Here is a 25,963-nt window from a genome sequence, read left to right as displayed (position 1 = left end):
GGTCCTTAGTCTCGGCTCTTTGCCCACCACCAACCATTCCTCGCCGCCTCATTCACCGCCGCATCGTAAGGCGTCGGCATCACTCTTTCGGCGTCTCCTGACTCCGCAACCGGTACCGGCACGATTGCCGGCCAATCCGCCTCCGACAGCCCACGCAGGAAGCGGCCGCGGTGGCGGTTGCCGCTGAAGGAGGTCGGGTCCTTCAGGGAGAAGGTGCGGGGCGGGTCGGTGGGGTCGGTCATCGACGAGGATGAACCAGATTTTGGGCGAGTAGGAAAATGAAAATCGCAGGGGCCGTCACGGAGTGAATCCCGTGACGTCAGTCGGGTTCGCTTCGCGACCCGCTGCCCGGGCGAAAACCGACTCTACTCCGAAGCTCCCGATTGCTTGCGCAATCGCTCCCTTCGGCTCGGCGGTTTTCGCTGTCCTACACACCCCGGTTTGTGTCACGCTGGCGCTTGCGGGAGAGGTTGCCATGGCACAGCCAACTCGGAAGGGCCACGAGCACAAGGCGAAAATCCGCGCCGTCTTGCAGCCAAGTGGACGCACTGCCGGAGGCATGGCGAGGTTCGCTTAACTTCGCGATTAGGTCCCCGAAAAGGACGATCCTGGGTGTAGTTCGTGTAGTTAAGGGGCCCGTCCCGAGCTTGGTCAAGGGGCCTGTCCCGAGCCCGGTCGAGGGGCCTGTCCCGAGCCTGGTCGAGGGGTCTGTCCCGAGCCTGGTCGAGGGGCCTCCGCTTCCAGCTCCTCGAAGGCGTATCTCCCGCGGATGTGGCGGTTGAAGTGGATGCCCTTGGCGAACGCAGCGGCCAGCGCCTCGGCCGCTTCGGGCGGGACGTTGGCGTAGAGGTAGCGGCGGCCGGTGGTGAAGGTCACCTCCAGCGCGCTGGTCTCGTGGTGATAAGCGAAGCGGCGGATGACGGCCGAGGGCATGACGGCGACAACGAATGGCGGCCGGGTCGCGTTTCGGCGCCGGTCGCTAACCGCCCCGTAACCAGCGGCAAGCTATGGGCGCGGCGATGAAGCCGTTCGACCATTCCGACCTCGCCGATGCGACCCCGCTCGATGCCGCGAGCCAGCGGGCGTTGGAGCAGGCGCTTGCGCGCACGCCGCGCCGACGGGCGGCGCGGCCAGCGTTGGGCTCGCTGGTCGGGCTGGGGCTGTCGCTGGCGTTCGTCGCTGGGCTGGCACTGCTGTTAACCGAGCCGAGCCCGGTGGCGCGCGAGCTCCGGCGCTAGGCGGCGCGGTCCTGCAGCTTGGCGAAACTGGTAAACTGCGCCTTGAGATAGGGCTCCTCGATCGGCGCCACCAAGGCTTCGACGATCTGCTCGAGCGATCCTTCGCCACCAGCGCCGCCGCCGGTGCGATAGCCCATCGCCCAGTCGGGGCAGGCGCGCTCGGCGACCTGGCGCTTGTCGAGGACCACGAGGGCGAAATGCCGCGGGTCGCTGCGGATCCGCGCGAGGCAGGCTTCGACCGCGTCTTCCGGGCCCTCGAGCAATTGCAGGAAGCGGTTGCCGCCGACGACCAGCAGGCCGGTGATCCCGGCGCCTGGGTTGTTGCGGCGCGAGGCGGCAAGGATGAGGTCGCATTCGGTCCGGCTGATCGGGCCGCGCATGGTCGAGATGTAGACGATCTGGAGCATGGGGCGGTCAATGCCAGCGGCCGCTTAACGCTCGGTAAACGGCGGCTCCGCTTTGGACCCTCGGCGCTAACCCCATGGTAACCCGCCGCGCCTAGCCTTCGGCCATGGCAGTCCCGCTTCCCACCTCAAAGCAGCCCGTCGCGCTCGGCGAGGGCAACGTCCGCGCATCGCGGATCCGGCGCGCGCCGCCGCCGGTGGCCGAGCGCCAGACGGTCCTCGTCAGCCGCAGCGAGCGCGACCGCAATGCGGTGCTGCTCGGGATCGTCATGTCGGCGCTGGCGGTGATCGCGATCCTGGTCGGCTTCGCCAGCTACTCCGGCTGGACGCCGCGCGAGGTGGTGGCGCGGATCTGACGGCGCTTAGCTTCGCGAACTACACGCAGTATCGACCTTTTCGGGGGCCTAATCGCGAAGTTAAGCGAGTCCGCGAAAAGCGGGGGCGGGGCGGGTCGGCGGCTGTGCTGCCACTGCCCTGGCGATCTCGATACGGGGAAAGAGCCGGCGCGCGCAAAGGCGGGCGCGAGAGCAGCGAACCCCAATGGGCGGGCTGTAGGACAGGCTTTTGTCGTCGCACCCGCGAAGGCCTCGCGCGCCGCCGCGGCTAGTCCTTTTTGGCGCGGGCGCCCTTCTTGCCGAGGATCGACTGCGCCTTGGACGAGGTGCGCGGGTTGGACTTGCCCTCCTTCGCCGCCGCCGCATTCGCCTTGCGCGCGGCGTGGCTCCCCGTGCCCTTGGTGTCGGCCATCTTGTGTCTCCTTCGGGCGAGGGAACGCGCAAAGGGTGGCGCGGATGCTGGGGGGTGGGCCAAAGGCCGTGGGGGGCGAAGGGAGTTGGTTCGCACGAAGGCACGAAGCCACGAAGGCTAGGAGGTTAGGTGTAACGGTTGGACTACGCGGGTTGATCGAACCATAGTGGTCGAATGTTCGAAACCTTCACCTACGACCTGCCAAAAGTCCTACCGCGTGCAGCGCGCGACCGCTGGGCGTTCATGGAGTCGAACTCCGCAGCAGCCGTGATCCAGGCGATCTGTCCAAAGGAGTGGAAAGACATCGTCGACATATTGTCGACGTATCGGTTGGACCCGAACTCGTGGCTGAAAGCGGGTGGGAACCGTGGGGACATTGCTGAGCAGATCGACGACCTGTTTCGTGCTCGAGGATGGTGTGAAGCGCGGCTCGACCTTGAAACGAAAGGGCTGCTCTTTAGCAAGAACGGTAAGCAAATAGATGAGCTGCCGCCCGTCTATCAGACGGGATACTTGGTCGACAATTTCAAGAACCGCGTCGTGCTTGATGTGGAATGGAACGCAAAAGACGGCAACCTCGATCGTGATCTCGCGTCTTACCGTTCGTGGTACGAGGCAGGTGTCATCTCCGCCGGAGTTATCATCACCAAAGACCGACTATCGCTGCTCGCCTTGGCGCGACGGCTGTGGGCCAAATATCTTGCGACGCTTCCGCCTGAAAAACAGGCGCAGCGCATGCCGATCGATCTCACAACTTCGACCGTTACGGCCTTTGATAAAGCGCAGATGCGGATGCGACGGGGAGTGATGGGCACGTGCCCCGTATTGTTGGTCGCTGCCACTGAAGCAACTTGGAATGGCAAGCCCTACGGCTGACTACTCCGCCGGCACCGCATCCATCGCGCTGTTGTAGCTGTAGGTGTCCCAGGTCGGTTTGTAGTCGTCGTCGGCCTGGTTGCCCCAGACGGTCCAGCCGGAGCGCTTGCCGCGGCTGAACATTTCGAGGCGGGGGCCCCAGCTGCACTTCTCGATGATGCCGTACTGCTCGTCCGGCTTGCGGCTGTGCTCCCGCTTGCGGGTCTGGATCATGTTGACCTGGCTGCGGCCGGGATCGAGCGTGCGGGCGTTCTTGCCCTTGACGCCGAACAGCAGCAGCTCGGTGACGTTGCGGAAGTAGAAGCCGACACCGCGCCCGTCGGACCCGCCGTCCTTGCGCACCTTGTGCCAGACGATGTTGGAAATATAGCGGAAGCCCCACTCGTTCATCACTCGGAGGCCATCGGGCAGCAGGGCATTGGGCACCCAAAGATAGAGGTGCGAGGGATCGGCGGCGATGTCGTCGACCGGCAGCGCGCAGATTTCCTCGAGGGTCATCGTGCCGTAGCGGTTGAGCCGCTTGTGCTCGGGCGCGACCTTGCCGGTGCGGTTCTGGAATTGCCAGGGTGGATCGGCGAGGATCGTGCCGAACTGCTTCCCCCGAGCACTGGCGAGAAGGTCGATGGCGGCGTCGCTTAGCGGATCGTCAGGCGAGAACATAACAAGATCTTTATACTAAGAAACCGATCGCTAAAAGCGTATTATCAGGTGGCCTGCTGAGCCTTCAAAGCGTCTTTCTGAAACTTCAATAATGCGATCTTCTCAAGTCTAACTTTTCTCGCGTGGCGTGCCCCGTACCATTCGGCAAACAGCAACTCGATGAGGCCAATCAGAAGCACCGCCTCATCCGCATCAACTGGGACAATCGTGTTGATATCCTTTTCCATGTGGGCACCGATGTTTCCGATGCTCCTGACATTGTCGATTGCCTCCACGGACTCGGGTGAAATCGATCTGTCAGCAACACCAGACTCGACTTGGACGCGCAGCTCCGTGATTTCGTCGATGAGCCGAGGCTTCTGGATATTGCAGAAGTTTCTGATCATTCCTTGGAGGCAGCGTCTAGCCAGTGTGGCTGAGGCTTTCGGACTCAAATCGGAGATAAGACAAGCTTCGGTGTAATCCTCCACCAGAGGCGCTGGGATATAATCGGGCTGAGGCTTTGCTGTCCCTCGGGGCAACAGTGTTTGGCGAAAAATCTCGGTGTTGGGTTTCAAACGCCAATTTTCTCCCCCGGCATCTTGGCCGATGATCACTTCCAGCGTCAGACGATGACAGTCCGGATTGGCGCAGCCGATAGATCGCCGTTGGAGCACTAAACTACCTTCAGCGACATCTTGGACACCGACAGGTCCGGTCGTTCGCGAAGTGCGCTCGCTGACAACCGTCTGTGCGTGATTACAATATGGACAGACCCAATTGAACGCCATGACTACTCCGCCGCCCCCTCCGCCGACATTCCAGCAACGCCACGCGCTCCCGGAGCCTTCAAAGTCGCTCCCGCTACGCAGGCATTCCATTGAGCTAAGCCCAATGGAGCCTTCAGGCCTGCTACGCCCCGGGATTGACGCCTAAGTTTCACTCGGCCGCCACCCCTACGCGGGCATTCCAGCGGTGCTGACGCACCGCCGGAGCCTTGAAGCCCGCTTCGCCCGCACAAGAATGACACCGATGTTTCACTCGGCGGCGACTCCCTGGTTCCCGAACATATCCACCTCGCCGGCCGTCTCTTGCTCGTCGGTCGGGTCGTTGGCCGCGCCCTTGGCCTTCTGCCTCCGGTCGAAATTGTCCCACACTTCGTTCCAGTTTCCGCGCGTCGCGGCCTTGGAATATTCGGTCGCCCGCGTTTCGAAGAAGTTGGCGTGCTCGACTCCGTTGAGCAGCGGGGCGAGCCAGGGGAGGGGGTGTTCGTCGATCATGTAGATCGGCGCGAAGCCCAATTGGCCGAGGCGCCAGTCGGCGATGTAGCGGATGTACTTCTTGATCGCCTTGGGGGTCATGCCCTCGACCGGGCCCATCTCGAACGCGAGGTCGATGAACGCGTCCTCGAGCCGGACGGTCTTCTGGCAGGCGTCGATGATCTCGTCCTTGACGCTGCGCGTCAGGCAGTCGCGCTCCTTCACGAAGGCGTGGAAGAGGCGGATGATGCCCTCGCAGTGAAGGCTCTCGTCGCGCACCGACCAGCTGACGATCTGGCCCATGCCCTTCATCTTGTTGAAGCGCGGGAAGTTCATCAGCATGGCGAAGCTGGCGAACAATTGCAGGCCCTCGGTGAAGCCGCCGAACATGGCGAGCGTCTTGGCGATGTCCTCGTCGGTATCGACCCCGAACTGCTGCAGATAGTCGTGCTTGTCCTTCATCTCCTTGTACTGGAGGAAGGCGCTGTACTCGCTCTCGTTCATGCCGATGGTGTCGAGCAGATGGCTGTAGGCGGCGATGTGCACCGTCTCCATATTGGAGAAAGCGGTGAGCATCATCTTGACCTCGGTCGGCTTGAACACGCGGCCGTATTTGTCGTGATAGCAATCCTGCACCTCGACGTCGGCCTGGGTGAAGAAGCGGAAGATCTGGGTGAGCAAATTGCGCTCGTGCTCGGTCAGCTTCTGCGCCCAGTCGCGGCAGTCCTCGCCCAGCGGCACCTCCTCGGGCATCCAGTGGATCTGCTGCTGGCGCTTCCAATATTTAAACGCCCAGGGATATTCGAACGGCTTGTACTGCTTGCGGGCCTGGAGAAGGGGCATGGTTTAGGCTCCTTGGAATTCGATGACGGTGGCGGCGCCGAGGACGGCGGCGCAGACGAGGGCGGTGATGACGAGGGTGCGGCGATTCTTCGCGCGCTGCTCGTCGGTGATCGGCGTCCCGGGGGCGCGGCGCGAGCTGACCAGCACCGAGCCGATCAGTATCAGCGAGATCGGCGCGAAGCCGGTATCCTCGACCCAGCGCGGCAGCCAGCCGAGCTTGCCGGCCCATTCGACGAGGATGATCGCGGCGCCGACCGCCATCAGCGCGATTCCGCTCCACTGCACCCAATTGTAGGGGCGCAGCACCGGTCCGGGCTGGTCGTAGGCGCCGGGATCGAAGCTGTGCTGGCGGTAGCTCATCGCGCGACGACCGAGAACGGGTTTACGTAGAGCGGCAGTTCGCGGAGGCCACGGACGAACAGCTTGCGCACCCGGTGGGCGAACGGCTGGAGCGGCGGAAAGGCGGGCTCGGGCACGCCTTCGCGGGCGGCTCGAAGGCGCGCCTTGTAGCGATCGCCGCTGCGCTGCCAATTCTGGACCAGCGCGAAGAATATGGCTCCGAGGAAGCTGAGGACGACGACCGTTGCCGCCGCCGCGCCGAGCGCCAGCGGACCGCCGACGGCTAGGAACATGAGCGCCAGGACAGCGATGATGACCTCGCCAGCGTGATTGCGCAGCCAGCGGCGCGGAGTGGGGCGAAGACGGAGGATCACCGCTCGTCCTCGTCGTCGCGGCGGTGTTCGATGTGGGTGATGCGCGGGCCGCGGCGGGCGAGCAGCAAAGCGGCGATGACCGCGACGACGGCGACGATGAGAATGAGCTTGATCATTGGCGCATCTCCAGCTCGGCCGGGCTCGGGCGATAGTCGAGCAGCCCGAGACCGTGAACCGCGACCAACGCGCCAATCAGCAACAGGATCACGCCGCCCTGGCTGCCGCGGCGCGATCCGTCGGCGGCGCGGCGGCGCATCAGGAAGATGCCGGCGCCGATGATCAGGGCGGCGGCGGCGAGCTCGAGAATCTGGGTGGTGGTCATTGCGCCGGGGCGCTCTCGAGGCGGCCGGCTTCGGTGACCGGCAGGCCGGCCTCGGTGGGGACGTAGACGAGCGTCGCCTTGGTCTCCTGGAGCGCCTGGATCTGGAGGTAGCGCAAATAGCCTTCGGGGCCGCCAAGGCTGTTCTGCAGGATCTGGTTGGCCTGGGCGGCGCCGCGCGCGCGGATCACCTCGGCGTCGGCCAGCGCGATCGCGCTCTCCTTCTTGGCGCGCGCCTCGAGGATCGCGACCTGGCGCGAGGATTGCGCTTCGGCCAGCGCCGCCTCGCCCGACAGGCGCTGCGAATAGACCCGCCACTGCGGATAGCCGAACAGGACGAGCGCGATGATCACGAGCGTCGCGGCGAGCCCGGCCAGCAGGCAGCCGGCGCTCGGGTTGTTCATGCTCGAGCCGGTCACTGACATGCGAGGCACTCGTCATAGTCGGTGGTGGGAAGCTCGTAGACCGCGGGCTCGCTGGTGTTGTCGGCTTCGACCCCGCCGGCGAACCCGGCGCGCTGGACGCTCTTGGAGCGCAAATAATAGAGCGACTTGATGCCGAGCTCCCAGGCGCGGAAGTGGAGCATCAAGAGGTCCCACTTGTCGACGTCGGCAGGGATGAACAGGTTCAGCGAGGTGGCCTGGTCGATGTAGGGCGTGCGGTCGCCGGCGAGCTCGAGCAGCCAGCGCTGGTCGATCTCGAAGCTGGTCTTGAAGCAATCCTTCTCCTCGGGCGTGAGGAAGTCGAGATGGGCGACGCTGCCGCCCTGCTCGAGAATCGAATTCCACACCGCGTCGCTGTTCTTCGATTTCTCGGTCAGCAGTTTCTCGAGATAGGGGTTCTTGATCGAAAACGAGCCCGACAGCGTCTTGTGGGTATAGATGTTGGCGGGGATCGGCTCGATGCAGGCCGAGGTGCCGCCGGCGATGATCGAGATCGAGGCGGTCGGAGCGATCGCCATCTTGCACGAGAAGCGCTCCATCACGCCCATGTCGGCGGCGTCGGGGCACGGCCCGCGCTCCTGCGCCAGCATCATCGACGCCTCGTCGACCTGGGCGCGGATGTGCTTGAAGATCTTCATGTTCCACGACTTGGCCATGGCGCCCTCGAACGGCAGTCCGCGCGCCTGGAGGAAGGAGTGGAAGCCCATCACGCCGAGGCCGACGCTGCGCTCGCGCTCGGCGCTGTACTTGGCGCGCGCCATCTCGTCGGGGGCGCGGGCGATGTAGTCGGACAGGACGTTGTCGAGGAAGCGCATGACGTCCTCGATGAACATCTTGTCGCCGTTCCACTCGTCCCACGTCTCGAGGTTGAGCGACGACAGGCAGCACACCGCGGTGCGCTCGGCGCCGAGATGGTCCTTGCCGGTCGGAAGCGTGATTTCCGAGCAGAGGTTGGAGGTCGAGACCTTGAGGCCCAGGTCGCGGTGATGCTTGGGCATGTTGCGGTTCACGGTGTCGGAGAAGACGATGTACGGCTCGCCGGTGGCGAGGCGGGTCTCGACCAGCTTCTGGAACAAGGCGCGGGCGTTGACGCTGCCGCGCTCGGACCCGTCCTTGGGCGAGCGCAGGATGAAGTCGCTGCCGTCGCGCACCGCTTCCATGAACTCGTCGGTGATCAGCACGCCGTGGTGGAGGTTGAGGGCCTTGCGGTTGAAGTCGCCCGACGGTTTGCGGATTTCGAGGAACTCCTCGATCTCGGGGTGCGAGACGTCGAGATAGCAGGCGGCCGAGCCGCGCCGCAGCGAGCCCTGTGAGATGGCGAGGGTAAGGCTGTCCATGACTCGCACAAACGGGATGATTCCGCTGGTCTTGCCGTTGAGGCCGACCGGCTCGCCGATGCCGCGCACGCTGCCCCAATAGGTGCCGATGCCGCCGCCCTTGGAGGCGAGCCAGACATTCTCGTTCCACGTCCCGACGATGCCCTCGAGGCTGTCGTCGACGCTGTTCAGATAGCAGGAGATCGGCAGTCCGCGGCCGGTGCCGCCGTTCGACAGGACCGGGGTGGCCGGCATGAACCACAGCTTCGAGATATAGTCGTAGATGCGCTGGGCGTGGTCGGCATTGTCGGCATAGGCCGAGGCGACGCGGGCGAACAGATCCTGATAGTTCTCGCCGGGCAGCAGATAGCGATCCTTGAGCGTGTCCTTGCCGAATTCGGTCAGCAGCGAATCGCGGCTGACATCGGTGACGATGTCGAACGCGCGCGCGTCGATGGTCTTGCTGGTGCGCTTCGAATCGGCGTTCGCCACATCGGCGGTGGAGACGTCGGTGCCGGTCGAAAAGTCCATGTTCTACCCCATCTGATGCGCGGTCCATCGGGCCGCATGTTCGCTAAACGTTCGACTCGCCGCCAGGGTCGCGACCCTAGCCCATTTTCGCTTCGCCGAGGGGTCTTTCTGGCCCGTGTCCCCGATATCCACAGGGCACGCAGAATCACCTGCCGAAGATAGGCATCTTCAGCCCCAACCACAATAGATTGAGCGCAACCCCCGTCGAAACGCCACATATAGTGTCATAACCGGAATTGAACGCAAGCGGGAAAATGGCGCCCGTCGCAATATTCACGCGCTCCGCGGCGATTGTGGCGCAATCGCAACGCCTGCGGAGCACCAGCGGTCGGTCGCCTGGATGGACGGGCGGGGGACGCCGTGCGAGGAGTGGCGAAAGGAGCCGCCCGATGCCTTCGATCCTACTTGCCGCCGCGCTGTCGCTGGCGGCGCAATCGGCCGCTCCCGACCCCGTTCAGAGTGTCGATCGGATCTTTGCCGAGACGGTCCAGCCGGGCGAGCCGGGCTGCGTGGCCGGCGTGGCGAAGGACGGACGGACGATCGTCGAGCAGGCCTACGGGATGGCCGAGCTGGAGCATAAGGTGCCGCTGACCACCGCCAGCATTCTCGAGGCCGGCTCGATCGCCAAGCAATTCACCGCCGCCGCCATATTGCTGCTGGTCGAGGACGGCAAGCTGGCGCTCGGCGACGACGTGCGCCGCCACGTGCCCGAGTTGCGCGATTATGGCGCCACGATCACCATCGACCAGTTGCTCAACCACAGCAGCGGACTGCGCGACTGGGGCATGGTCGCAGAGATCGCGGGTTGGCCGCGTGGGGCGCGCGCCAATACCCACGCCGACGCGCTGGCGATCGTCCTTCGGCAGCGGGCGCTCAACCACGCGCCCGGTGCCGAATATAGCTATAGCAACAGCGGCTACACGTTGCTGACCGAGATCGTCCGGCGGGTGAGCGGCCGCAGCCTGGCCGACTTCACGCGCGAACGACTGTTCGTTCCGCTCGGAATGACCAGCACCAGCTGGCGCGACGAATATCGCCGAGTCGTTCCCGGCCGCGCGACAGCCTATGCGAAGGACGGGCCGCGCTTCATCGAAGACATGCCGTTCGAGGACGCCTACGGCAATGGCGGGCTGCTGACGACGGTCGGCGACCTGCTGCGGTGGAACGCGGCGCTGTCGCAAAGGCGTTTGGGCAAGCGCGTTGCCGAGCTTCTCGAGCAGCGCTCGGTGCTCTTCGACGGGACCACCATCACCTATGCGCGCGGGCTGGTCGCCGAGCGCCATGGCGGTGTCCCGGTGATCAACCATAGCGGCGCGACCGGCGGCTATCGCGCCTGGCTCGGGCGGTTTCCGGACCAACGGCTATCGGTCGCGCTGCTGTGCAACCGCGCCGATGCCAATTCGACGCGGCTGGCCAAGCAGATGGCCGACCTGTTCCTGCCCGCCGTTTCCGAAGCCGCTCCCTATCCGCCGGCCGCGACGAGGGTTGCCGCAGGCCTGTTCGCCAGCAGCCGGACCGGCCGGACGCTACGCATGAGCGCCGAGGAGGGGCAGCCCCGAATCGCCGCCGTGGGCGCGCTGACCCAGATCGGCCCCGATCGCTACCGGACCGCCGGCGGCGAGGTGCTGGAGCTCGCGCCGCATCGCATCCGCCTGCGCGACGCCCAGGGCCAGTCGGTCGACCATCGCCGGGTCGCGCAGGTCGCGCCAAGCCTGGCGCAACTAGCAGCCTATACGGGCCGCTTCACCAGCGCAGAGGCGGACGCGACCTATATCGTGAGCCCCGACCGGGCGGGCTTGCGGCTCCAGCTCGACGGCCGGCCGCAGGTCGTGGCGGTGCTCGCGCCGACCTATGCCGACACGTTCGAGAACGAGTCGACGATCGTCCGCTTCAAGCGCGATTCGTCGGGCCGGGTCACCGCGTTGACGATCGGCGTGGCGCGTGTGCGCGAGCTGATTTTCCGCAAAATCCGCTAGGTCTTTGGCCGCGGGTTGAAACCGGATCGCTTTTGTCGCATTTAGACGGGGCGGACCGGGCCCCTCTGGCGCGCCGAAGCCTCAATGGCGATGGCGTGTGATGTCGGACCGCATCGGAGGATTTTCCGGTGCGTTCGGGGCGGTCGCAAACCCCAAAAACACCTAACCTCCGATCGAAAGCCACTGCTTTTGAAGAGGAGACGATGATGTCACGCCGATTGTTCGGGATGATGTTGAGGCACCAGCGGGTGGACGAGCTGATCCGCCGCGAGCAGCGCCGGCGCGCGCCGGACATGTTCAAGCTGATGCGGCTCAAGAAGCTCAAGCTCAAGATCAAGGACGTCATCCACCGGCTGGTGCTCAAGCCGAGCCGGGCCGGCTGACCGGGCGGGCGCCGGGCCGGCCGATCGCTGCCGGCCCGCGCGCCCGACCCAATTTGGGGGTAATTTTCAGATGTTCGAATTTCTAAGCGCCGACTGGCTCGGCACGCCGGCCTGGTTCTGGCTCGCCTTTCTCGGACTGGTCGCGCTGCTGACCGCCTTCGACCTCGGCTTCCTGCACAAGGAAGACCGCGAGATGGGGATCGCCGAAAGCTTCAAGCTCAGCGCCTTCTACATCGCCGTGGCGCTGGCCTTCGGCGCGTGGATCTGGGCCGAGCGAGGCGCCGATCTCGGCATGAAATATTACACCGGCTTCTTCATCGAAAAGGCGCTGTCGATCGACAACGTGTTCGTGATCAGCCTGATCTTCAGCTATTTCGCGATCCCGGCGAAATACCAGTATCGCGCACTGCTGTGGGGCATCATCGCGGTGATCGTGCTGCGCGGGCTGATGATCGCCGGCGGCGCGGCGCTGGTCGCCGAAGCCTATTGGGTGCTGTACATTTTCGCGGCGTTCCTGATCGCGACCGGGGTGAAGATGTTCTTCGCCGGCGACAAGCCGATGGACGTCGCGTCCAACCCGGTAGTGCGGTTCATCTCGACCCACATGCGGGTGACCAAGGAGCTCCACGGGCAGAAGTTCTTCGTCAAGGTGCCGGACGACAAGACCGGGCGGATGGTCCGCGCGGCGACTCCGCTGTTCCTGGCGTTGGTGGTGATCAACCTCGCCGATTTGGTGTTCGCGGTCGACAGCGTGCCGGCGATCTTCGCCATCACCACCGACACGTTCATCGTCTACACCTCGAACATCATGGCCATCCTCGGCCTGCGCGCGCTCTATTTCGCGCTGGCGGCGATGGTCCACCGCTTCCATTATCTGAAATATGCGCTGGCCGCGGTGCTGATCTTCATCGGCGCCAAGATCTTCATCGCCGACTTCGTTCTGGGCGGGGAGAAATTCCCGCCGGTGGTGAGCTTGGGCGTGACCGCGGCGCTGATCGCGGCGGGCATCGGCTATTCGCTGTGGAAGACCCGCGGCGCGCCCGAGCCCGACTGGCCGGCCGAGGACCGCGCCGCGACCAAGGCCCAGCTCGACGATCTGGCCGACAACAAGCTTTGAACCTCGCACATGCAAAAAGGAGTGATTGAATGTTGACGTCCTTGCTTCTCGCCGCCGCCGCCGCGCAGGCCGGCCATTCGGGCCACCACGCCGGCCACCATGCCGGGCACGACATGGGCAAGGCCCATGCGATGCAGTGCGCGGCGGTGCCAGCCAATGCCGCCGACGCGTTGTTCGAGCGCTTCAACAGCGCGTGGGCGACCAAGAACCCGGACACGGTAACCGACCTGTTCGCCAAGGACGCGGTGCTGCTGGCGACGGTCAGCAATACGCCGCGCACGACCCGCGCCGCGATCCGCGACTATTTCGTCGGCTTCCTCAAGAATTCGCCGGTCGGAACCGTCGACAGCTCGACCGTCAAGGTCGGCTGCAACAGCGTTGCGCGGATGGGCACGTGGACGGTGCTGCTGACCAACCCGGAGACCGGCGCAAAGACCCCGGTCAAGGCGCGCTACACCTTCCTCTACGTGCCCGAGGGCAAGGAGTGGAAGATTGCGCATCTGCACAGCTCGATGATGCCCGAGACGGCGGGCAAGTAAGCTGGTGTGGCGGCGGCGCGACGATGTCGCGCCGCCGACCCTTGCCGATCAGCAGTCGCCGAGCCGCTTGCCGGTGGCCTTTTCGCGCATCTGGAAATCGCCGGCGCCGCTGAAGCGCGACGAGGTGTCGAGCTGCACTTCCAGCGTGTCGGCGGTGTAGCGGCCGTTGGCCATCGGGCTGGTGAAGCCGCCCTTGGCGGGGCATTGATAGGCGGTATTGACCCGGCCCTGGCGCGCATAGTCGCTGATCGTGGTGCACTTGGCGCCGGCCGACGTGAACAGCGCCGCGAGATCCTTGGCGTCGGTGATGCAGGCCTTGCGGGTCGCGGTGTCGCCCACCTTGGCGGCCACGGCCGGAGTCGACTTGTCGGTCGAGGCGAGGCTTTCGACCGTCGAGGTGACTTCCCACTGCCCGGTCGGGAAGGCGGTCGGAACGGCCGGCTCGGCGGGCTTCTGCTCGGTCTCGCCGCACGCCGCGAGAAGCAGCGCGGGGGCGAACGCCATCATGAGCGCGCGGCTCACTGCGTGTTCCCCGTCGCGTTGAAGCCGGGCGCGGCGGGCGCCGCCTTGCATTCGCCGAGGCGCTTGGACTTGATGTTCATCGTAACCGTCATGTTCTGGCCCGGCGGGCCGCCGCTGGTCTCCGAGCGGATGGTCATGTCGGACGTGTCGGCGGTGAAATTACCGTTCATGGTCATCAGCTGGTTGACCGCGCCCTGGCTGCACTTGGCCTTGCCGTCGATCTTGCCGCCGGACACACGGTAATGGTCGAAGCGGCAATTGGCGTTGTTCTGGCCGATGAAGCTTTCGACCTGCTTGAGCTCGGCCTCGGTGACGCAGCGCTCGGTGGTTTGGCCGCTGCCCATCATTTGCTTCATCTGGTTGAGCGCCTCGGGCGGCATTCCGGGCGCCTTGAGATCGACCACCGACATGACGGTCTGCCACTGGCCCGGCTTGCGCAGTTCCTCGGCGAGGCCGCTCTTCTTCATCTCGGCCGCGACCTCCTCCGGAGTCGCATTCTCGACCGACACCTTGGGACCGAAATCGCAGGCGGCGAGGGCCAGCAGGCAAGCAAGTGAGGCAAGGCTACGCATAAGGTCTCCGCGATGACGTGGGCGGCGAGCATAGACGAGCGCCGGGTCATGGCAACGCGCTAAAGCGGCGCGGCCGCGGCTTGCTGGTCGGTGTCGCGGCCTCTAGCTTTGCGGCGTGGCGGCGGGATCGGCAGATGCGGGGACGATGAATTTCGAGCGGCAGATAGCCGCGGCGAAGCGCGACCGCGTGCTGTTGCAGGCCGGCGGAGCGCTGCGCGACAACGACCTGCCGACTGCCGAGACGCTGCTTCGCACGCGGCTGAAACAGCGCCCGACCGATGTTGCGGCGATCCGCATGATGGCCGAGCTTGCGGCGCGCATCGGGCGGCTAGGCGATGCCGAGAATTTGCTGCGCCGGGCGGTCGAGCTGGCGCCGGCATTCTCCGCCGCGCGGGCCAACCTGGCGACCGTGCTCTACAAGCTCAATCGCCCGGTCGAGGCGATCGCCGAACTCGACCGGATCGCGGCCGAGGGTGCGGCCAATCCGTCGCACAGCAGCCTCAAGGCAGCGGCGCTCGGGCGGATCGGCGGCCATAACGAGGCGCTCGAGCTCTACTCGGAACTGATCGGCCGCTTCCCGGACCAGCCGAAATTGTGGATGAGCTACGGCCACATCCTGAAGACCGTCGGGCGGCTCGACGACGGAATTGCCGCCTACCGCCGGGCGCTCGAGGTGCAACCGACGCTGGGCGAAGTGTGGTGGAGCCTGGCCAATCTGAAGACGGTCGCATTCAGTGCCGGGGATGTCGCGGCGATGGAGCGCGCGCTGGACGACACCGAGCTGACGAGCGCGGATCGTTTCCACCTCCATTTCGCGCTCGGCAAGGCGCTCGAGGACGCAGGGGAAGCGGCGGGCGCCTTCGGCCATTATGCCGAGGGCAACCGGCTGCGCGGCGCCGAGATGGACTATGATCCGGGCGTGATCAGCGACCATGTCGAGCGGTCGATCGCGCTGTTCACGCCCGACTTCTTCAGCGCTCGCGGCGGCGGCTGCGCGCGGGGCGACCCAATTTTCATTGTTGGCCTGCCGCGGGCCGGATCGACGCTGATCGAGCAAATCCTGTCGAGCCATCCGGAGGTGGAGGGGACGACCGAACTGCCCGACATCCCGACGCTCGCGCGGCGGCTTGGGGGACGCAAGCGCGCGTCCGAGAGATCGCTGTATCCGGAAATTCTCGCCGAGCTTGACCCGGACGAACTTCGCGCACTGGGCGAGGAATATCTCGAGCGCGCGCAGGTCCAGCGCTCGACCGACCGGCCGCTGTTCATCGACAAGCTGCCGAACAATTGGGCGCATGTCGGCTTCATCCGGCTGATCCTGCCGAGCGCGCGGATCATCGATGCGCGGCGCCATCCGCTGGCGTGCGGCTTTTCCAACTTCAAGCAGCATTTCGCCCGCGGCCAGGGGTTCACCTACGACCTCGCCGACCTGGGGCGCTATTATCGTGATTACGTCACCCTGATGCGGCATTTCGACGCGGTCATTCCGGGGCACGTCCATCGCGTGATCCACGAGGAGCTGGTCGACGACCCCGAGCGCGAGATCCGCGCCATGCTCGACTATCTCGGATTGCCTTTCGATGCGCGCTGCCTCACCTTCCACGAGAACCGCAGGGCGGTGCGCACGCCCAGCGCGGAGCAGGTGCGGCGGCCGATCAGCCGTGCCGGGCTCGACCAATGGCGTGCGTTCGCGCCGTGGCTCGGTCCGCTCGAGGCGGCGCTGGGCGAAGTGTTGCACGATTGGCGACACTGACCGGAAAAGTTCGTTACGCCGCCATTGTGAATTGACGCTCCTCGCAAATCCGGCATGTTTGCCATCGGGCAAATGAAACGGGGGACGCCATGACGCAGCGAAATCGCCGACAAGCGCGGGGGCATCGCGCGAGCCTGCTGCTGCTGGCATCGACCGCCTTGTCGTTCCCGGGCATGGCCTTGGCGCAGGACAGCACGACCGCTCCGGCCGAACCGGCGCCCGCGGCGGCGACTCCGCCGGCCGAGAATGACGAGGAGATCGTCATCACCGCGACCCGGCGGACGGAAAATCTGCAGGACGTGCCGATCGCGATCACCGCGATCACGACCAAAACGCTCGAGGATCTCAAGGTCGACGATTTCCGCGACTATGCGCGGCTGGTCCCGTCGCTGTCGTACAAGTCGGGCGGCGGCGGCGGCAGCGCCGACGGACCGGGCACCAACAACGTCTATTTCCGCGGAGTCGCCAGCGGCGAGAACGCCAATCACTCGGCCTCCCTGCCGAGCGTCGGCACCTATCTCGACGAGCAGCCGATCACGACGATCAGCGGTGCGCTCGACATCCACGTGTTCGACATTGCCCGGGTCGAGGCGCTCGCCGGTCCCCAGGGCACGCTCTACGGCGCCTCGAGCCAGGCCGGGACGGTGCGAATCATCACCAACCCGCCCGAATTGGGCCGTACCTATGGCGCCGCCAATGTCGAGCTCAACAAGGTCGCGCACGGCGGCTGGGGCTACACCGGCGAAGCGTTCGTCAACCTGCCGGTCTCGGCCAATGTCGCGGCGCGCGTGGTCGGCTGGTATCGGCGCGACGCAGGCTACATCGACAATATTCGCGGCCAGCTCGAGCTGACCGAATACGAACAGCTCGGCGACCCGACCGGCGACACGCTCATCCTCGACAACGAGGACTTTGCCGAGGACGATTACAACGACGTCACGACCTATGGCGCGCGCGCCGCGCTCAAGATCGACCTCAACGACAATTGGACGGTGACGCCGCAGATCGTCGGCCAGGTCCAGAAGGCGGACGGCTCCTTCGCCGAGGAGCGCGGGCTGGGCAAGCTCGAGACCATGCAGTTCAACAAGGAGCGGGTCGAGGACAAGTGGTTCCAGGCGGCGCTCACCGTCGAGGGCAAGATCGCCAATTTCGACGTGACCTATGCCGGTTCCTACATGAAGCGCGACGTCGAGAGCGAGCTCGACTATTCGGACTATGCGTTCTTCTACAACGAGCTGTCGGGCTATGGCGCCTATTGGTATGACGACGCCGGCAATGCGGTCGTGCCCAACCAGCGGGTGATCGGCGACGACACCTACGCCAAGCAATCGCACGAACTTCGCTTCACCTCGCCGTCCGACAAGAGGCTGCGGCTCGTCGCCGGGCTGTTCTATCAGCGCCAGCAGCATAACATCGGCCAGGATTACGAGATTCCCGGGCTGGCTTCGAACCTTGTTGTTCCGGGCACCGATACCAACGTCTGGCTGACCAAGCAGCGCCGGGTCGACCGCGACTATGCGGCGTTCGGCGAATTGAGCTATGACTTCACCCCGACGCTGACCGGGACGATCGGCGGCCGCTGGTACAAGTTCGACAATTCGCTGGTCGGCTTCTTCGGCTTCAGCGCCGACTATGGCAGCACCGGGGTTGACCAGTGCTTCGCCCCGTCGAAGGTCGATGGCTCGCCCTGCACCAATCTCGACAAGCGGACCAAGGACAGCGGTTTCGTCCACCGGCTCAACCTGACCTATAAGCCGAACGACGACCTGCTGCTCTACGGCACCTGGTCGCGCGGCTTCCGGCCGGGCGGAATCAACCGGCGCGGCACGTTCCCGCCCTACAAGCCGGATTTCCTCACCAATTATGAGGTTGGCGCGAAATACAGCTTTGCGCGCGGCGCGCATTTCAATGTCGCCGCCTACATTCAGGACTGGGACGACATGCAGGTGTCGGTGCTCGGCGAGAACGGGCTGACCGTAGTGCGCAACGTCGGCAGCGCCCGGATCTGGGGCGTCGAAGCCGATCTGCTGCTTCGGCCGGCGCCCGGACTCACCTGGGCGACGGGGGTGGCCTACAACAACGGCACGCTGAGCGAGGATTTCTGCTTCGACCAGGAGGACGTCGGCTGCGACGACAGCGACCTCGACCTGCTTGCCGAAGAGGGCGACCGACTGCCGCTCACCGCGCGGTGGAAAGGCAGCAGCCGAATCCGCTACGAATGGGCGCTGACCCCCGCGATCGATGCCAACGTCCAGGGCATCGTGACCTACGAGGGCCGCCGCCAGCGCGACCTTCGGCCGGGAGTCAACGACATCTACGGCAACCTCAAACCCTATGCCGAAGTCGACGTCTCCGCCGGCATCGTCCGCGACCAGTGGAATGCGGACCTGTTCGTCAACAATCTGTTCGACGTGCGCGGACAATTGTCGAAGAGCATCCAGTGCAACGAGGCGGTGTGCGGCGATCCGTTCGGGGACACCGCGATCGGCGGCAAAATCTATACCGTGGTGAGCCGGCCGCGAACCATCGGCCTGCGCATCGGCCGCAAGTTCTAGGTCGGCGGACTCCCGACTTGGGGTGATTGCGGGCGGCTGGCGCACGTCCCATATGCGCGGGTGATGGCCATCCAGATCCGCACTTCGCTCGCCGAGCCCGACACCGGCGAGAATTTCGTTCCGCATCGCCCGGCGCGGCCCGACAAGGCCGAAGGCGGCAAAAGGTTCAAGCTCGTCAGCGACTATTCGCCGGCGGGGGACCAGCCGACCGCGATCCGGGAGCTGGTCGAGGGCATCAAGGAAAATGGCGAAGTCAGCCAGGTGCTGCTCGGGGTGACCGGCTCGGGCAAGACCTACACCATGGCGCAGGTCATCCAGGAAACCCAGCGCCCGGCGCTGGTGCTGGCGCCAAACAAGATCCTGGCAGCGCAGCTGTACGGCGAGTTCAAAAGCTTCTTCCCGGAGAACGCGGTCGAATATTTCGTCAGCTATTACGATTATTACCAGCCCGAGGCCTACGTCCCGCGCACCGACACCTACATCGAGAAGGAAAGCTCGGTGAACGAGGCGATCGACCGCATGCGTCACTCGGCGACGCGATCGCTGCTCGAGCGCGACGACGTGATTATCGTCGCCTCGGTGTCGTGCCTCTACGGCATCGGCTCGGTCGAGACCTACAGCGCGATGATCTTCGACTTGAAAAAGGGCCAGAGCGTCGACCAGTCGGAAATCATCCGCAAGCTCGTCGCGTTGCAGTACAAGCGCAACGACGCCGCCTTCGCGCGCGGCAATTTCCGGGTGCGCGGCGACAATCTCGAGATCTTCCCGTCGCACTATGAGGACAGCGCGTGGCGCATCTCGTTCTTCGGCGACGAGATCGAGGAGATCACCGAGTTCGATCCCTTGACCGGCAAGAAGAGCGCCAACCTCAACGACATCAGGGTTTACGCCAATTCGCACTATGTGACGCCCGGACCGACGCTCAAGCAGGCGACCGAGGCGATCCGCCACGAGCTTGCCGAGCGATTGAAGGAGCTGGTCGCGGAAGGGCGCCTGCTGGAGGCGCAGAGGCTCGAGCAACGGACCAATTTCGACCTCGAGATGATCGCGGCGATCGGCAGCTGCGCGGGGATCGAGAATTACTCGCGCTTCCTCACCGGCCGACTGCCCGGCGAGCCGCCGCCGACCTTGTTCGAATATTTGCCGGACAACGCATTGCTGTTCGTCGACGAGAGCCACCAGACGGTGCCGCAGATCGGCGCGATGGCGCGCGGCGACCACCGGCGCAAGATCACCCTGGCCGAGTTCGGCTTCCGCCTGCCGAGCTGCATCGACAACCGGCCGCTCCGGTTCAACGAATGGGACGCGATGCGCCCGCAATCGGTGTTCGTCTCCGCCACCCCTGGATCGTGGGAGATGAACGAAACTGGCGGCGTGTTCTCCGAACAGGTGATCCGCCCGACCGGCCTCATCGACCCGCCGGTCGAGATCAAGCCGGTCGAGGACCAGGTCGACGATCTGGTGCACGAGGCCAAGCAGACCGCGGCCAAGGGCTATCGCACTTTGGTCACGACGCTGACCAAGCGCATGGCCGAGGATTTGACCGAATATCTCCACGAGGCGGGCTTGCGCGTTCGCTACATGCACTCGGACGTCGAGACGCTGGAGCGGATCGAGCTGATCCGAGACCTGAGGCTCGGCGTCTATGACGTGCTGGTCGGGATCAATTTGCTGCGCGAGGGGCTCGACATCCCGGAATGCGGGCTGGTCGCGATCCTCGATGCCGACAAGGAGGGCTTCCTGCGCTCGGAGACGTCGCTGATCCAGACCATTGGCCGCGCCGCGCGCAACGTCGACGGGCGGGTCATCCTCTATGCCGACAGCATCACCGGAAGCATGGAGCGCGCACTCAACGAGACCAGCCGGAGGCGCGAGAAGCAGCTCGCCTACAACGCCGAGCACGGCATCACGCCCGAGAGCATCAAGCGCAACATCCACGATATCATCGCCCACGTCTCGACCCGCGACGGAGTGGTGGTCGAGACCGGCGACGAGGAGCGGCCGCACCTCGTCGGGCACAACCTCAAGGCCTACATCGCCGAGCTCGAGGAACGCATGCGCAAGGCGGCCGCCGACCTCGAATTCGAGGATGCTGCGCGAATCCGCGACGAGATTCGCCGGCTCGAGGAGGACGACCTCGGCATCCCCCACGGCGAGCGGGCAGCACCCCGGCCGCTGGGCAACGCGACGCAGGGGCGCCCCGGCACTCGGCGTGACCGCTTCGGCAAGACCCGCTACAAGAAGATGGGCGGGCGCAGGTAGCGCCGTTCAGGCTGACGCAACCCCTCCCTTGGCAGGGCGTTGACGAACCACACCACCCGGGAGAGCGCCCGCTGCGGCGCGGAGATTCATGCGTCATTCGTTGAAGCTTGTGCTGGCCTTCGCGGCCCTGGCGACCGCCGCCCCGGCGGTGCCGCAATATCGCGGCGACGAGCCGATCGCGGTCCCGCGCACGGTCCGCCAGGGGATCGACTTCGTCTACGTCGACCCGGATCTGTCGAACGTCGCCCGGCGCTACCAGCGGCCGCAGAACTGGCTTGGGCGGATCTTCCGTCCCGGCGAACGGCGGGCCCAGCCGAACCCGATGTTCCTGGCGCTCAACGAGGGGCTACAGAGCTACCAGATGAGCTGGGGCCGGCTGCCGCAGACGCAGGTGCCGGGCGGAGCGGCGCTCAAGAAGGGCTCGACCGGGAAACGCGTCGCAGCGCTGCGCACGCGGCTCGGGCTGAGCCCGCAGGGCGGCTATGACGACATGCTGTTCCAGCGCGTCGCCGCCTACCAGCGCGTCCACGGGCTGGGCAAGGCCGACGGCATCGCCGGCCGCGCGACGATCGCCTCGCTCAACCGCGGGGCAGTGCATTATGCGCGGCGCATCGCGATCAACATGGAGCGCGCCTACCGCCTGCCGCAGACGCGCCAGTTCGATCGCTACGTGGTGGTCGATTCCGGCGCCGCCGAGACCTATCTGTTCGACCGCGACCGGATGGCCGACAAGATGCGGGTCATCGTCGGCTCGAACGAGACCCGCACGCCGATGATGGCGGTGCTGATGGAGAACGCCAAGGCCAATCCCTATTGGCACGTCCCGCCCGAGCTGGTGCGCAGCCTCACCGCGAAGAAGGTCAAGGAACAGGGCATCCGCTACTTCCAGGACTTCCACTACGAGGTGCTGTCCGACTGGACCGGCGCCGGCCGCCCGGTCGACCCCAAGTCGATCGACTGGCGGGCGATCGCGTCGGGCAGGAAGACGCCGACGGTCCTTGTTCGCCAAAAGCCGGGTCCGTGGAATTCGATGGGCGAGATGAAGTTCGAAATGCCCAACGACTATGGCATCTATCTGCACGACACGCCGGTGAAGGAATTGTTCGCCAAGGACGACCGCTGGATCAGCAACGGCTGCGTCCGGCTCGAAGATTACCGCCGCTTCGCCGGCTGGGTGTTCGGACGCATGCCCTATGTGAGCCCGGAGCCCGAGCAGCGCATCGACCTCCCGCGCCCGGTGCCGGTGTTCATGACCTATTTGACGGTCGCTCCGTCGGCCGAGGGCGGGGTGATGTTCCGCCCCGATCCCTACGGTTATGACGCGCTGGCGATGCCGCAGATGTTCGGGCCGACCGCGAGGGTCGCTTCGGCGAGCTGATCTCGAGCCGGGGGGCGGAAATGATTGTAGCGCTGGTGATGCTGGTCCAGGCGACGCCCGACGTTGCGGCGGCGCTGCACAAGGAGCTCGACCGCCAGGCGTGCCGGTCAGAGGATCCCGATGAGGTGCTGGTGTGCGCCGACCGCCGCCGCTCGCCCTATCGCCTGCCCGAGCGCAAGCAGTTCGACCCGTCGGGCACGACGATGAGCGTGATGCGCGAGCGCCAGTCGTGGGCCGAAGAGGGCGATAGCGGGATCGGCTCGTGCAGTGCGGTCGGGCCGGGCGGCTGGACCGGCTGCATGGTCAAGGACTGGAAGCGCCAGCGCGACCAGACGGCGTGGGGCAAGAACGTCCCGACCAAGCGCTGGTAGCTTCGACCGGCGGCGCTTGCCGCGCCGCCCGGTGGCCCTTAGCGTCCGCCCCGCAGAGGCAAAGGGGCGGCACATGAAATCGGTGACGGCATATATGATCGGCGCGGCCGCGCTGGTGTTTCCCGCGAGTGCGCTCGCCCAGGCCCCCAAGCCCGCTCTGGCAGCCGCCGAAAAGCCCAAGCCCGAGAAACCTGAAGAGGTCGTGCCGCAGGTCGTGCGTACGCTCCATTCGGGCACGTTCGGCGGACAGCGCATGCGCTATTCGGCGACGATCGGCGAGACCATCGTCAAGAACAAGGACGGGGTCGCCGAGGTGGCGGTGGTAACCACCGCCTACGTCAAGGAGCCGCGCGACCCCAGCCGGCCGATCACCTTCCTGTTCAACGGCGGCCCCGGCTCGGGCTCGGTGTGGCTGCAGATGGGGGCGTTCGGACCCAAGCGCGTCGCCATCCCGTCCGACGCGCGCGACGACGGCGCGCCGCCCTATCCGATCGTCGACAATCCCGACGCGCTGCTCGACGTCAGCGACCTGGTGTTCATCGATCCGCCCGGGACCGGCTTCTCGCGACTGCTCGGCAAGGCCGACCCCAAGGAATATTATGGCATCACCCAGGACGCCAAGCTGATCGCCGAGGTGATCCGCCGCTGGATCGGCGACAACGGCCGCTGGAACAGCCCCAAATATCTTGGCGGCGAAAGCTATGGCACGACGCGCAGCGCGGCGGTCGCCAACCAGTTGATGAACGTCACCTTCAACGACGTCGCGCTGAACGGCATCATCCTCATCTCCACAATCCTCGATTTTGCCGCGGGCGCCGACACGCCCGGTAACGAGCTCACCTACATCACCACCCTGCCGTCGATGGCGGTGACCGCGCTCTACCACGGCAAGGCCAGCGCGCCGTCGGTTGCCGCCTTCGCCGACGAAGCGCGGGCGTGGGCGATCGGGCCGTACGCCGCCTTCCTGCTCAAGGGGCAGAAGGCGAGCGCCGAGGAGCGCGCCGTGATCCGCCGCCAGCTCGCCCGCTTCACCGGGCTCAGCGAAGCCTATCTGGAGAGCGCCGACCTACGCGTGACGGCGGCGCGCTTCTACAAGCAGTTGCTGCGCGACCGCGGTCTTACCGTCGGGCGGCTCGACGGGCGCTACACCGGCAAGGACTTCGACAATGCCGGGGAGAATGTCGACAACGATCCCAGCTTTTACGGGATCGACGCCGGCTATACCGCCGCGGTCAACGCCTGGTCGCGCGGGCCGCTGGGGTTCAAGACCGACCGCGAATATCAGTCGATCGGGCGGATCCTCGGCGAGTGGGACTGGCGCATCGGCGGGCGTGACGACAATGCCTATCTCAACGTCACGCCCTATCTCGGCCAGGCGCTGCGCGAGAACAGCGGGCTGAAAATCCTCGTCACCCAAGGCTATTACGACTTCGCGACGCCGTTCTTCGCCGCCGAATATGCGCTGACCCGCACCGGCATCCCGCAGGACCGCATCACCTACACCTACTACGACAGCGGCCACATGATGTACGTTCGCGATCAGGACCGGGGGAAGCTGAGCGCCGACGTCCGCGCCTTCATCCGGGCGCGCTGAGCCATGCGTCGCGCGCTCGCCGGCGCCGCGCTTCTGGCGACCGCCGCGCCGCTTGCTGCCCAGGCGCCCGAACCGACGATGGAGCGCGTGCCGGACCGAAGGGCAGGCGAGGGCGACGGACCTTACTCAAAGCTCGTCATCCGCGGCGCGATCCTGATCGACGGCACCGGAGCGCCGCCGCGCGGGCCGGTCGACATCGTCATCGAGGGCAACCGCATCGCATCGATCACCGGCGCCGGAACGCCCGGCCTGCCGCTCGAGCCGTCGCGGCCGCCGCGCGACGCGGTTCGGGAGATCGATGCTACCGGCATGTACGTCATGCCCGGCTTCGTCGACACGCACGGCCATAATGGCGACCCGGCGAAAGCGCCCAACCCGAGCTACGGCTACAAATTGTGGCTGGCGCACGGGGTGACGACCGTGCGCGGGGTGTCGCTCTACTGGGGTCCCGACAATGCCTCGCTCGACGACAAGCGGCGCAGCGCGGCGAACACGATCGTCGCGCCGCGGCTGTTCGCTTATGCCGTGCTTGGCGACGTGTGGAGCGGCGGCGCGGTCGATTCGCCGGAGCGGGCACGTGCCTGGGTGCGCTGGGCCAAAAAGGCCGGCTATGACGGGGTCAAGCTGTTCAACAGCGAGACCAGACCTGTCACCGCGGCGGCGCTCGACGAGGCGCGCAAGCTCGGCCTCGGCACCGTCGCCCACCTCGGCCAGGGCGGGGTGGCGGAGGTCAACGCGCGCACTGCCGGGCAGCTTGGGCTCGGCTCGATCACCCACTTCTACGGTCACTTCGAGAGCCTGCTCAAGGACAGCAGCCTGCCGCGCTACCCGGCGGACTATAATATGCTCGACGAGCAGGACCGCTTCTACGGCGTGGCGCTGCTGGCAGACCAGATTGTCGAGCCGGGCGGGCCGGAGTGGCGCGCCTATCTCGAGGAGCAGCTGGCGCGCGGCGTGGTGTTCAACCCGACGCTCAACATCTACTCGGCCTCGCGCGACGTGATGCGCGCGCGCAATGCCGACTGGCACGAAAAGTACACGCTGCCGAGCCTGATGGACTTCTTCCAGCCGAGCCGGGTCAATCACGGCAGCTATTGGTACGACTGGACCACCGCCAAGGAAGTGGCGTGGCGCAGATTCTACGGGCCGTACATGCGGCTGATGAACGACTACAAGAACCTCGGCGGGCGGGTCACCCTGGGGTCGGACCCCGGCTACATCTACCAGAGCTGGGGCTTCCCCTACATCGCCGAGATGGAGCTGCTGCAGGAGGCCGGCTTCACGCCGCTCGAAGTGATCCGCGCCGCGACCAGCCACGGCGCCGACGAGATCTACCGCCCCAAGGGCGTTACCGCGCCGTTCGGAGCGGTCCGCGCGGGGATGCTCGCGGATTTGGTGATCGCGCCGGAAAATCCGCTGCACAATTTCAAGACGCTCTACGGCACCGGCTTCGAGCGGCTCGGCAAGGACGGCAAGGTCGAGCGGGTCGGCGGGGTGCGCTACACCATCAAGGACGGCATCGTGTACGACGCCCGCGCCCTGCTGGCCGACGTCGCGGCGATGGTCGCGGACAAGAAAAGGGCGCCGGCGAACTAACCGCGCGGCGCCCTGAT

At 65.7% G+C, this 25,963-nt stretch carries 28 protein-coding genes; 14 read left to right on the top strand and 14 right to left on the bottom strand.

Features of this window, described 5'->3' with window-relative positions; all coding sequences use genetic code 11:
* Positions 1-5: 5 nt before the first annotated feature.
* Together D0Z60_RS08500 and D0Z60_RS08495 are read right to left on the bottom strand one after the other, a co-directional pair.
* Entirely contained in the window at positions 6-242 is a 237-nt protein-coding gene (locus tag D0Z60_RS08500) for a hypothetical protein (protein WP_118857840.1), read from the bottom strand.
* A 409-nt stretch (positions 243-651) separates the two neighbouring features.
* The gene (locus D0Z60_RS08495) at positions 652-933 is read right to left on the bottom strand and encodes a KTSC domain-containing protein (RefSeq protein ID WP_118857839.1); all 282 of its coding nucleotides are present in this window, start codon (positions 931-933) and stop codon (positions 652-654) included.
* Positions 934-1,019: 86 nt separating this feature from the next.
* On the opposite strand from D0Z60_RS08495, the gene D0Z60_RS08490 reads away from it, so the two are divergent.
* Complete coding sequence (locus D0Z60_RS08490; RefSeq protein WP_162888160.1) at positions 1,020-1,238, top strand: hypothetical protein; 219 nt, start codon at positions 1,020-1,022, stop codon at positions 1,236-1,238.
* Here D0Z60_RS08490 and D0Z60_RS08485 read toward each other — a convergent pair.
* Positions 1,235-1,645 carry a BLUF domain-containing protein gene (locus D0Z60_RS08485; RefSeq protein WP_118857837.1) on the bottom strand — a complete coding sequence of 137 codons (411 nt, stop codon included), beginning with the start codon at positions 1,643-1,645 and terminating at the stop codon, positions 1,235-1,237. The two genes, D0Z60_RS08490 and D0Z60_RS08485, sit on opposite strands and share 4 nt — an antisense overlap.
* Positions 1,646-1,749: 104 nt before the next feature.
* On the opposite strand from D0Z60_RS08485, the gene D0Z60_RS08480 reads away from it, so the two are divergent.
* The gene (locus D0Z60_RS08480) at positions 1,750-1,998 is read left to right on the top strand and encodes a hypothetical protein (protein WP_118857836.1); all 249 of its coding nucleotides are present in this window, start codon (positions 1,750-1,752) and stop codon (positions 1,996-1,998) included.
* A 247-nt stretch (positions 1,999-2,245) separates the two neighbouring features.
* Here the strand turns inward: D0Z60_RS08480 and D0Z60_RS11715 are convergent, their stop codons facing one another.
* Positions 2,246-2,389 (bottom strand): hypothetical protein, encoded by a 144-nt coding sequence (locus D0Z60_RS11715; protein ID WP_162888159.1) that lies wholly within the window; start codon positions 2,387-2,389, stop codon positions 2,246-2,248.
* Between the two features lie 174 nt (positions 2,390-2,563).
* Here D0Z60_RS11715 and D0Z60_RS08475 point away from each other — a divergent pair, with 174 nt between their 5' ends.
* Positions 2,564-3,265, top strand: coding sequence for a BglII/BstYI family type II restriction endonuclease (locus D0Z60_RS08475; protein WP_118857835.1), 702 nt, complete (start codon positions 2,564-2,566; stop codon positions 3,263-3,265).
* Here D0Z60_RS08475 and D0Z60_RS08470 read toward each other — a convergent pair whose 3' ends face one another.
* From D0Z60_RS08470 to D0Z60_RS08435, 8 genes are all read right to left on the bottom strand, one after another.
* Positions 3,266-3,925, bottom strand: coding sequence for an MT-A70 family methyltransferase (locus D0Z60_RS08470; protein WP_118857834.1), 660 nt, complete (start codon positions 3,923-3,925; stop codon positions 3,266-3,268).
* Between the two features lie 44 nt (positions 3,926-3,969).
* On the bottom strand, positions 3,970-4,695 hold the full coding sequence (locus D0Z60_RS08465; RefSeq protein WP_118857833.1) for a DUF4145 domain-containing protein: 726 nt from the start codon (positions 4,693-4,695) through the stop codon (positions 3,970-3,972).
* A gap of 246 nt (positions 4,696-4,941) precedes the next feature.
* On the bottom strand, positions 4,942-6,006 hold the full coding sequence (locus D0Z60_RS08460) for a ribonucleotide-diphosphate reductase subunit beta (RefSeq protein WP_118857832.1): 1,065 nt from the start codon (positions 6,004-6,006) through the stop codon (positions 4,942-4,944).
* 3 nt (positions 6,007-6,009) lie between these two features.
* Complete coding sequence (locus tag D0Z60_RS08455) at positions 6,010-6,366, bottom strand: hypothetical protein (protein WP_118857831.1); 357 nt, start codon at positions 6,364-6,366, stop codon at positions 6,010-6,012.
* Complete coding sequence (locus D0Z60_RS08450; RefSeq protein ID WP_118857830.1) at positions 6,363-6,719, bottom strand: hypothetical protein; 357 nt, start codon at positions 6,717-6,719, stop codon at positions 6,363-6,365. Before D0Z60_RS08450 ends, D0Z60_RS08455 begins: the two co-directional genes overlap by 4 nt.
* Positions 6,720-6,831: 112 nt before the next feature.
* Positions 6,832-7,041, bottom strand: coding sequence for a hypothetical protein (locus D0Z60_RS08445; protein ID WP_118857829.1), 210 nt, complete (start codon positions 7,039-7,041; stop codon positions 6,832-6,834).
* On the bottom strand, positions 7,038-7,442 hold the full coding sequence (locus tag D0Z60_RS08440) for an SPFH domain-containing protein (RefSeq protein WP_118858512.1): 405 nt from the start codon (positions 7,440-7,442) through the stop codon (positions 7,038-7,040). The genes D0Z60_RS08445 and D0Z60_RS08440 overlap by 4 nt, the downstream gene beginning before the upstream one ends.
* A gap of 11 nt (positions 7,443-7,453) precedes the next feature.
* A complete protein-coding gene (locus D0Z60_RS08435) occupies positions 7,454-9,328 on the bottom strand; it encodes a ribonucleoside-diphosphate reductase subunit alpha (protein ID WP_118857828.1) in 1,875 nt (624 codons plus the stop codon).
* A 389-nt stretch (positions 9,329-9,717) separates the two neighbouring features.
* Here D0Z60_RS08435 and D0Z60_RS08430 point away from each other — a divergent pair, with 389 nt between their 5' ends.
* The 4 genes from D0Z60_RS08430 to D0Z60_RS08415 all read left to right on the top strand — a co-directional run bounded on the left by D0Z60_RS08430 (position 9,718) and on the right by D0Z60_RS08415 (position 13,343).
* Complete coding sequence (locus tag D0Z60_RS08430) at positions 9,718-11,304, top strand: serine hydrolase (RefSeq protein ID WP_162888158.1); 1,587 nt, start codon at positions 9,718-9,720, stop codon at positions 11,302-11,304.
* 206 nt (positions 11,305-11,510) lie between these two features.
* A complete protein-coding gene (locus tag D0Z60_RS08425; RefSeq protein ID WP_162888157.1) occupies positions 11,511-11,687 on the top strand; it encodes a DUF465 domain-containing protein in 177 nt (58 codons plus the stop codon).
* A 70-nt stretch (positions 11,688-11,757) separates the two neighbouring features.
* Positions 11,758-12,804 (top strand): TerC family protein, encoded by a 1,047-nt coding sequence (locus D0Z60_RS08420; RefSeq protein WP_118857825.1) that lies wholly within the window; start codon positions 11,758-11,760, stop codon positions 12,802-12,804.
* A 29-nt stretch (positions 12,805-12,833) separates the two neighbouring features.
* Entirely contained in the window at positions 12,834-13,343 is a 510-nt protein-coding gene (locus D0Z60_RS08415; protein ID WP_205421048.1) for an SgcJ/EcaC family oxidoreductase, read from the top strand.
* A 48-nt stretch (positions 13,344-13,391) separates the two neighbouring features.
* On the opposite strand, the gene D0Z60_RS08410 is transcribed toward D0Z60_RS08415, so the two are convergent.
* Both D0Z60_RS08410 and D0Z60_RS08405 read right to left on the bottom strand, forming a co-directional pair.
* Entirely contained in the window at positions 13,392-13,865 is a 474-nt protein-coding gene (locus tag D0Z60_RS08410) for a DUF3617 domain-containing protein (RefSeq protein ID WP_162888156.1), read from the bottom strand.
* On the bottom strand, positions 13,862-14,437 hold the full coding sequence (locus D0Z60_RS08405) for a DUF3617 domain-containing protein (protein ID WP_118857823.1): 576 nt from the start codon (positions 14,435-14,437) through the stop codon (positions 13,862-13,864). Before D0Z60_RS08405 ends, D0Z60_RS08410 begins: the two co-directional genes overlap by 4 nt.
* Before the next feature lie 145 nt (positions 14,438-14,582).
* On the opposite strand from D0Z60_RS08405, the gene D0Z60_RS08400 reads away from it, so the two are divergent.
* The 7 genes from D0Z60_RS08400 to D0Z60_RS08370 all read left to right on the top strand — a co-directional run bounded on the left by D0Z60_RS08400 (position 14,583) and on the right by D0Z60_RS08370 (position 25,946).
* Complete coding sequence (locus D0Z60_RS08400) at positions 14,583-16,190, top strand: tetratricopeptide repeat-containing sulfotransferase family protein (RefSeq protein WP_118857822.1); 1,608 nt, start codon at positions 14,583-14,585, stop codon at positions 16,188-16,190.
* An 89-nt stretch (positions 16,191-16,279) separates the two neighbouring features.
* Positions 16,280-18,745, top strand: coding sequence for a TonB-dependent receptor (locus D0Z60_RS08395; protein WP_162888155.1), 2,466 nt, complete (start codon positions 16,280-16,282; stop codon positions 18,743-18,745).
* 63 nt (positions 18,746-18,808) lie between these two features.
* A complete protein-coding gene (gene uvrB, locus D0Z60_RS08390; protein WP_118857821.1) occupies positions 18,809-21,007 on the top strand; it encodes an excinuclease ABC subunit UvrB in 2,199 nt (732 codons plus the stop codon).
* 88 nt (positions 21,008-21,095) lie between these two features.
* On the top strand, positions 21,096-22,385 hold the full coding sequence (locus D0Z60_RS08385; protein WP_118857820.1) for a L,D-transpeptidase family protein: 1,290 nt from the start codon (positions 21,096-21,098) through the stop codon (positions 22,383-22,385).
* A 20-nt stretch (positions 22,386-22,405) separates the two neighbouring features.
* Positions 22,406-22,756 (top strand): hypothetical protein, encoded by a 351-nt coding sequence (locus D0Z60_RS08380; protein WP_162888154.1) that lies wholly within the window; start codon positions 22,406-22,408, stop codon positions 22,754-22,756.
* Between the two features lie 73 nt (positions 22,757-22,829).
* Positions 22,830-24,350, top strand: coding sequence for a S10 family peptidase (locus tag D0Z60_RS08375; protein WP_205421047.1), 1,521 nt, complete (start codon positions 22,830-22,832; stop codon positions 24,348-24,350).
* 3 nt (positions 24,351-24,353) lie between these two features.
* On the top strand, positions 24,354-25,946 hold the full coding sequence (locus D0Z60_RS08370; protein WP_118857818.1) for an amidohydrolase family protein: 1,593 nt from the start codon (positions 24,354-24,356) through the stop codon (positions 25,944-25,946).
* Positions 25,947-25,963 lie beyond the last annotated feature (17 nt).

Source organism: Sphingomonas mesophila (genome assembly GCF_003499275.1).
GTDB classification, from domain to species: Bacteria; Pseudomonadota; Alphaproteobacteria; order Sphingomonadales; family Sphingomonadaceae; genus Sphingomicrobium; species Sphingomicrobium mesophilum.
The sequence above is the reverse complement of the archived record's forward strand: the minus strand, read 5'-3'. Positions and strand labels throughout refer to the sequence as shown.

Bases quoted from the DNA above. Each gene is read 5' to 3' on its own strand.
- D0Z60_RS08500 (WP_118857840.1), bottom strand. From the start codon at position 242: ATGACCGACCCCACCGACCCGCCCCGCACCTTCTCCCTGAAGGACCCG.
- D0Z60_RS08495 (WP_118857839.1), bottom strand. From the start codon at position 933: ATGCCCTCGGCCGTCATCCGCCGCTTCGCTTATCACCACGAGACCAGC.
- D0Z60_RS08490 (WP_162888160.1), top strand. From the start codon at position 1,020: ATGAAGCCGTTCGACCATTCCGACCTCGCCGATGCGACCCCGCTCGAT.
- D0Z60_RS08485 (WP_118857837.1), bottom strand. From the start codon at position 1,645: ATGCTCCAGATCGTCTACATCTCGACCATGCGCGGCCCGATCAGCCGG.
- D0Z60_RS08480 (WP_118857836.1), top strand. From the start codon at position 1,750: ATGGCAGTCCCGCTTCCCACCTCAAAGCAGCCCGTCGCGCTCGGCGAG.
- D0Z60_RS11715 (WP_162888159.1), bottom strand. From the start codon at position 2,389: ATGGCCGACACCAAGGGCACGGGGAGCCACGCCGCGCGCAAGGCGAAT.
- D0Z60_RS08475 (WP_118857835.1), top strand. From the start codon at position 2,564: ATGTTCGAAACCTTCACCTACGACCTGCCAAAAGTCCTACCGCGTGCA.
- D0Z60_RS08470 (WP_118857834.1), bottom strand. From the start codon at position 3,925: ATGTTCTCGCCTGACGATCCGCTAAGCGACGCCGCCATCGACCTTCTC.
- D0Z60_RS08465 (WP_118857833.1), bottom strand. From the start codon at position 4,695: ATGGCGTTCAATTGGGTCTGTCCATATTGTAATCACGCACAGACGGTT.
- D0Z60_RS08460 (WP_118857832.1), bottom strand. From the start codon at position 6,006: ATGCCCCTTCTCCAGGCCCGCAAGCAGTACAAGCCGTTCGAATATCCC.
- D0Z60_RS08455 (WP_118857831.1), bottom strand. From the start codon at position 6,366: ATGAGCTACCGCCAGCACAGCTTCGATCCCGGCGCCTACGACCAGCCC.
- D0Z60_RS08445 (WP_118857829.1), bottom strand. From the start codon at position 7,041: ATGACCACCACCCAGATTCTCGAGCTCGCCGCCGCCGCCCTGATCATC.
- D0Z60_RS08440 (WP_118858512.1), bottom strand. From the start codon at position 7,442: ATGAACAACCCGAGCGCCGGCTGCCTGCTGGCCGGGCTCGCCGCGACG.
- D0Z60_RS08435 (WP_118857828.1), bottom strand. From the start codon at position 9,328: ATGGACTTTTCGACCGGCACCGACGTCTCCACCGCCGATGTGGCGAAC.
- D0Z60_RS08430 (WP_162888158.1), top strand. From the start codon at position 9,718: ATGCCTTCGATCCTACTTGCCGCCGCGCTGTCGCTGGCGGCGCAATCG.
- D0Z60_RS08425 (WP_162888157.1), top strand. From the start codon at position 11,511: ATGTCACGCCGATTGTTCGGGATGATGTTGAGGCACCAGCGGGTGGAC.
- D0Z60_RS08420 (WP_118857825.1), top strand. From the start codon at position 11,758: ATGTTCGAATTTCTAAGCGCCGACTGGCTCGGCACGCCGGCCTGGTTC.
- D0Z60_RS08415 (WP_205421048.1), top strand. From the start codon at position 12,834: ATGTTGACGTCCTTGCTTCTCGCCGCCGCCGCCGCGCAGGCCGGCCAT.
- D0Z60_RS08405 (WP_118857823.1), bottom strand. From the start codon at position 14,437: ATGCGTAGCCTTGCCTCACTTGCTTGCCTGCTGGCCCTCGCCGCCTGC.
- D0Z60_RS08400 (WP_118857822.1), top strand. From the start codon at position 14,583: ATGAATTTCGAGCGGCAGATAGCCGCGGCGAAGCGCGACCGCGTGCTG.
- D0Z60_RS08395 (WP_162888155.1), top strand. From the start codon at position 16,280: ATGACGCAGCGAAATCGCCGACAAGCGCGGGGGCATCGCGCGAGCCTG.
- uvrB (WP_118857821.1), top strand. From the start codon at position 18,809: ATGGCCATCCAGATCCGCACTTCGCTCGCCGAGCCCGACACCGGCGAG.
- D0Z60_RS08385 (WP_118857820.1), top strand. From the start codon at position 21,096: ATGCGTCATTCGTTGAAGCTTGTGCTGGCCTTCGCGGCCCTGGCGACC.
- D0Z60_RS08380 (WP_162888154.1), top strand. From the start codon at position 22,406: ATGATTGTAGCGCTGGTGATGCTGGTCCAGGCGACGCCCGACGTTGCG.
- D0Z60_RS08375 (WP_205421047.1), top strand. From the start codon at position 22,830: ATGAAATCGGTGACGGCATATATGATCGGCGCGGCCGCGCTGGTGTTT.
- D0Z60_RS08370 (WP_118857818.1), top strand. From the start codon at position 24,354: ATGCGTCGCGCGCTCGCCGGCGCCGCGCTTCTGGCGACCGCCGCGCCG.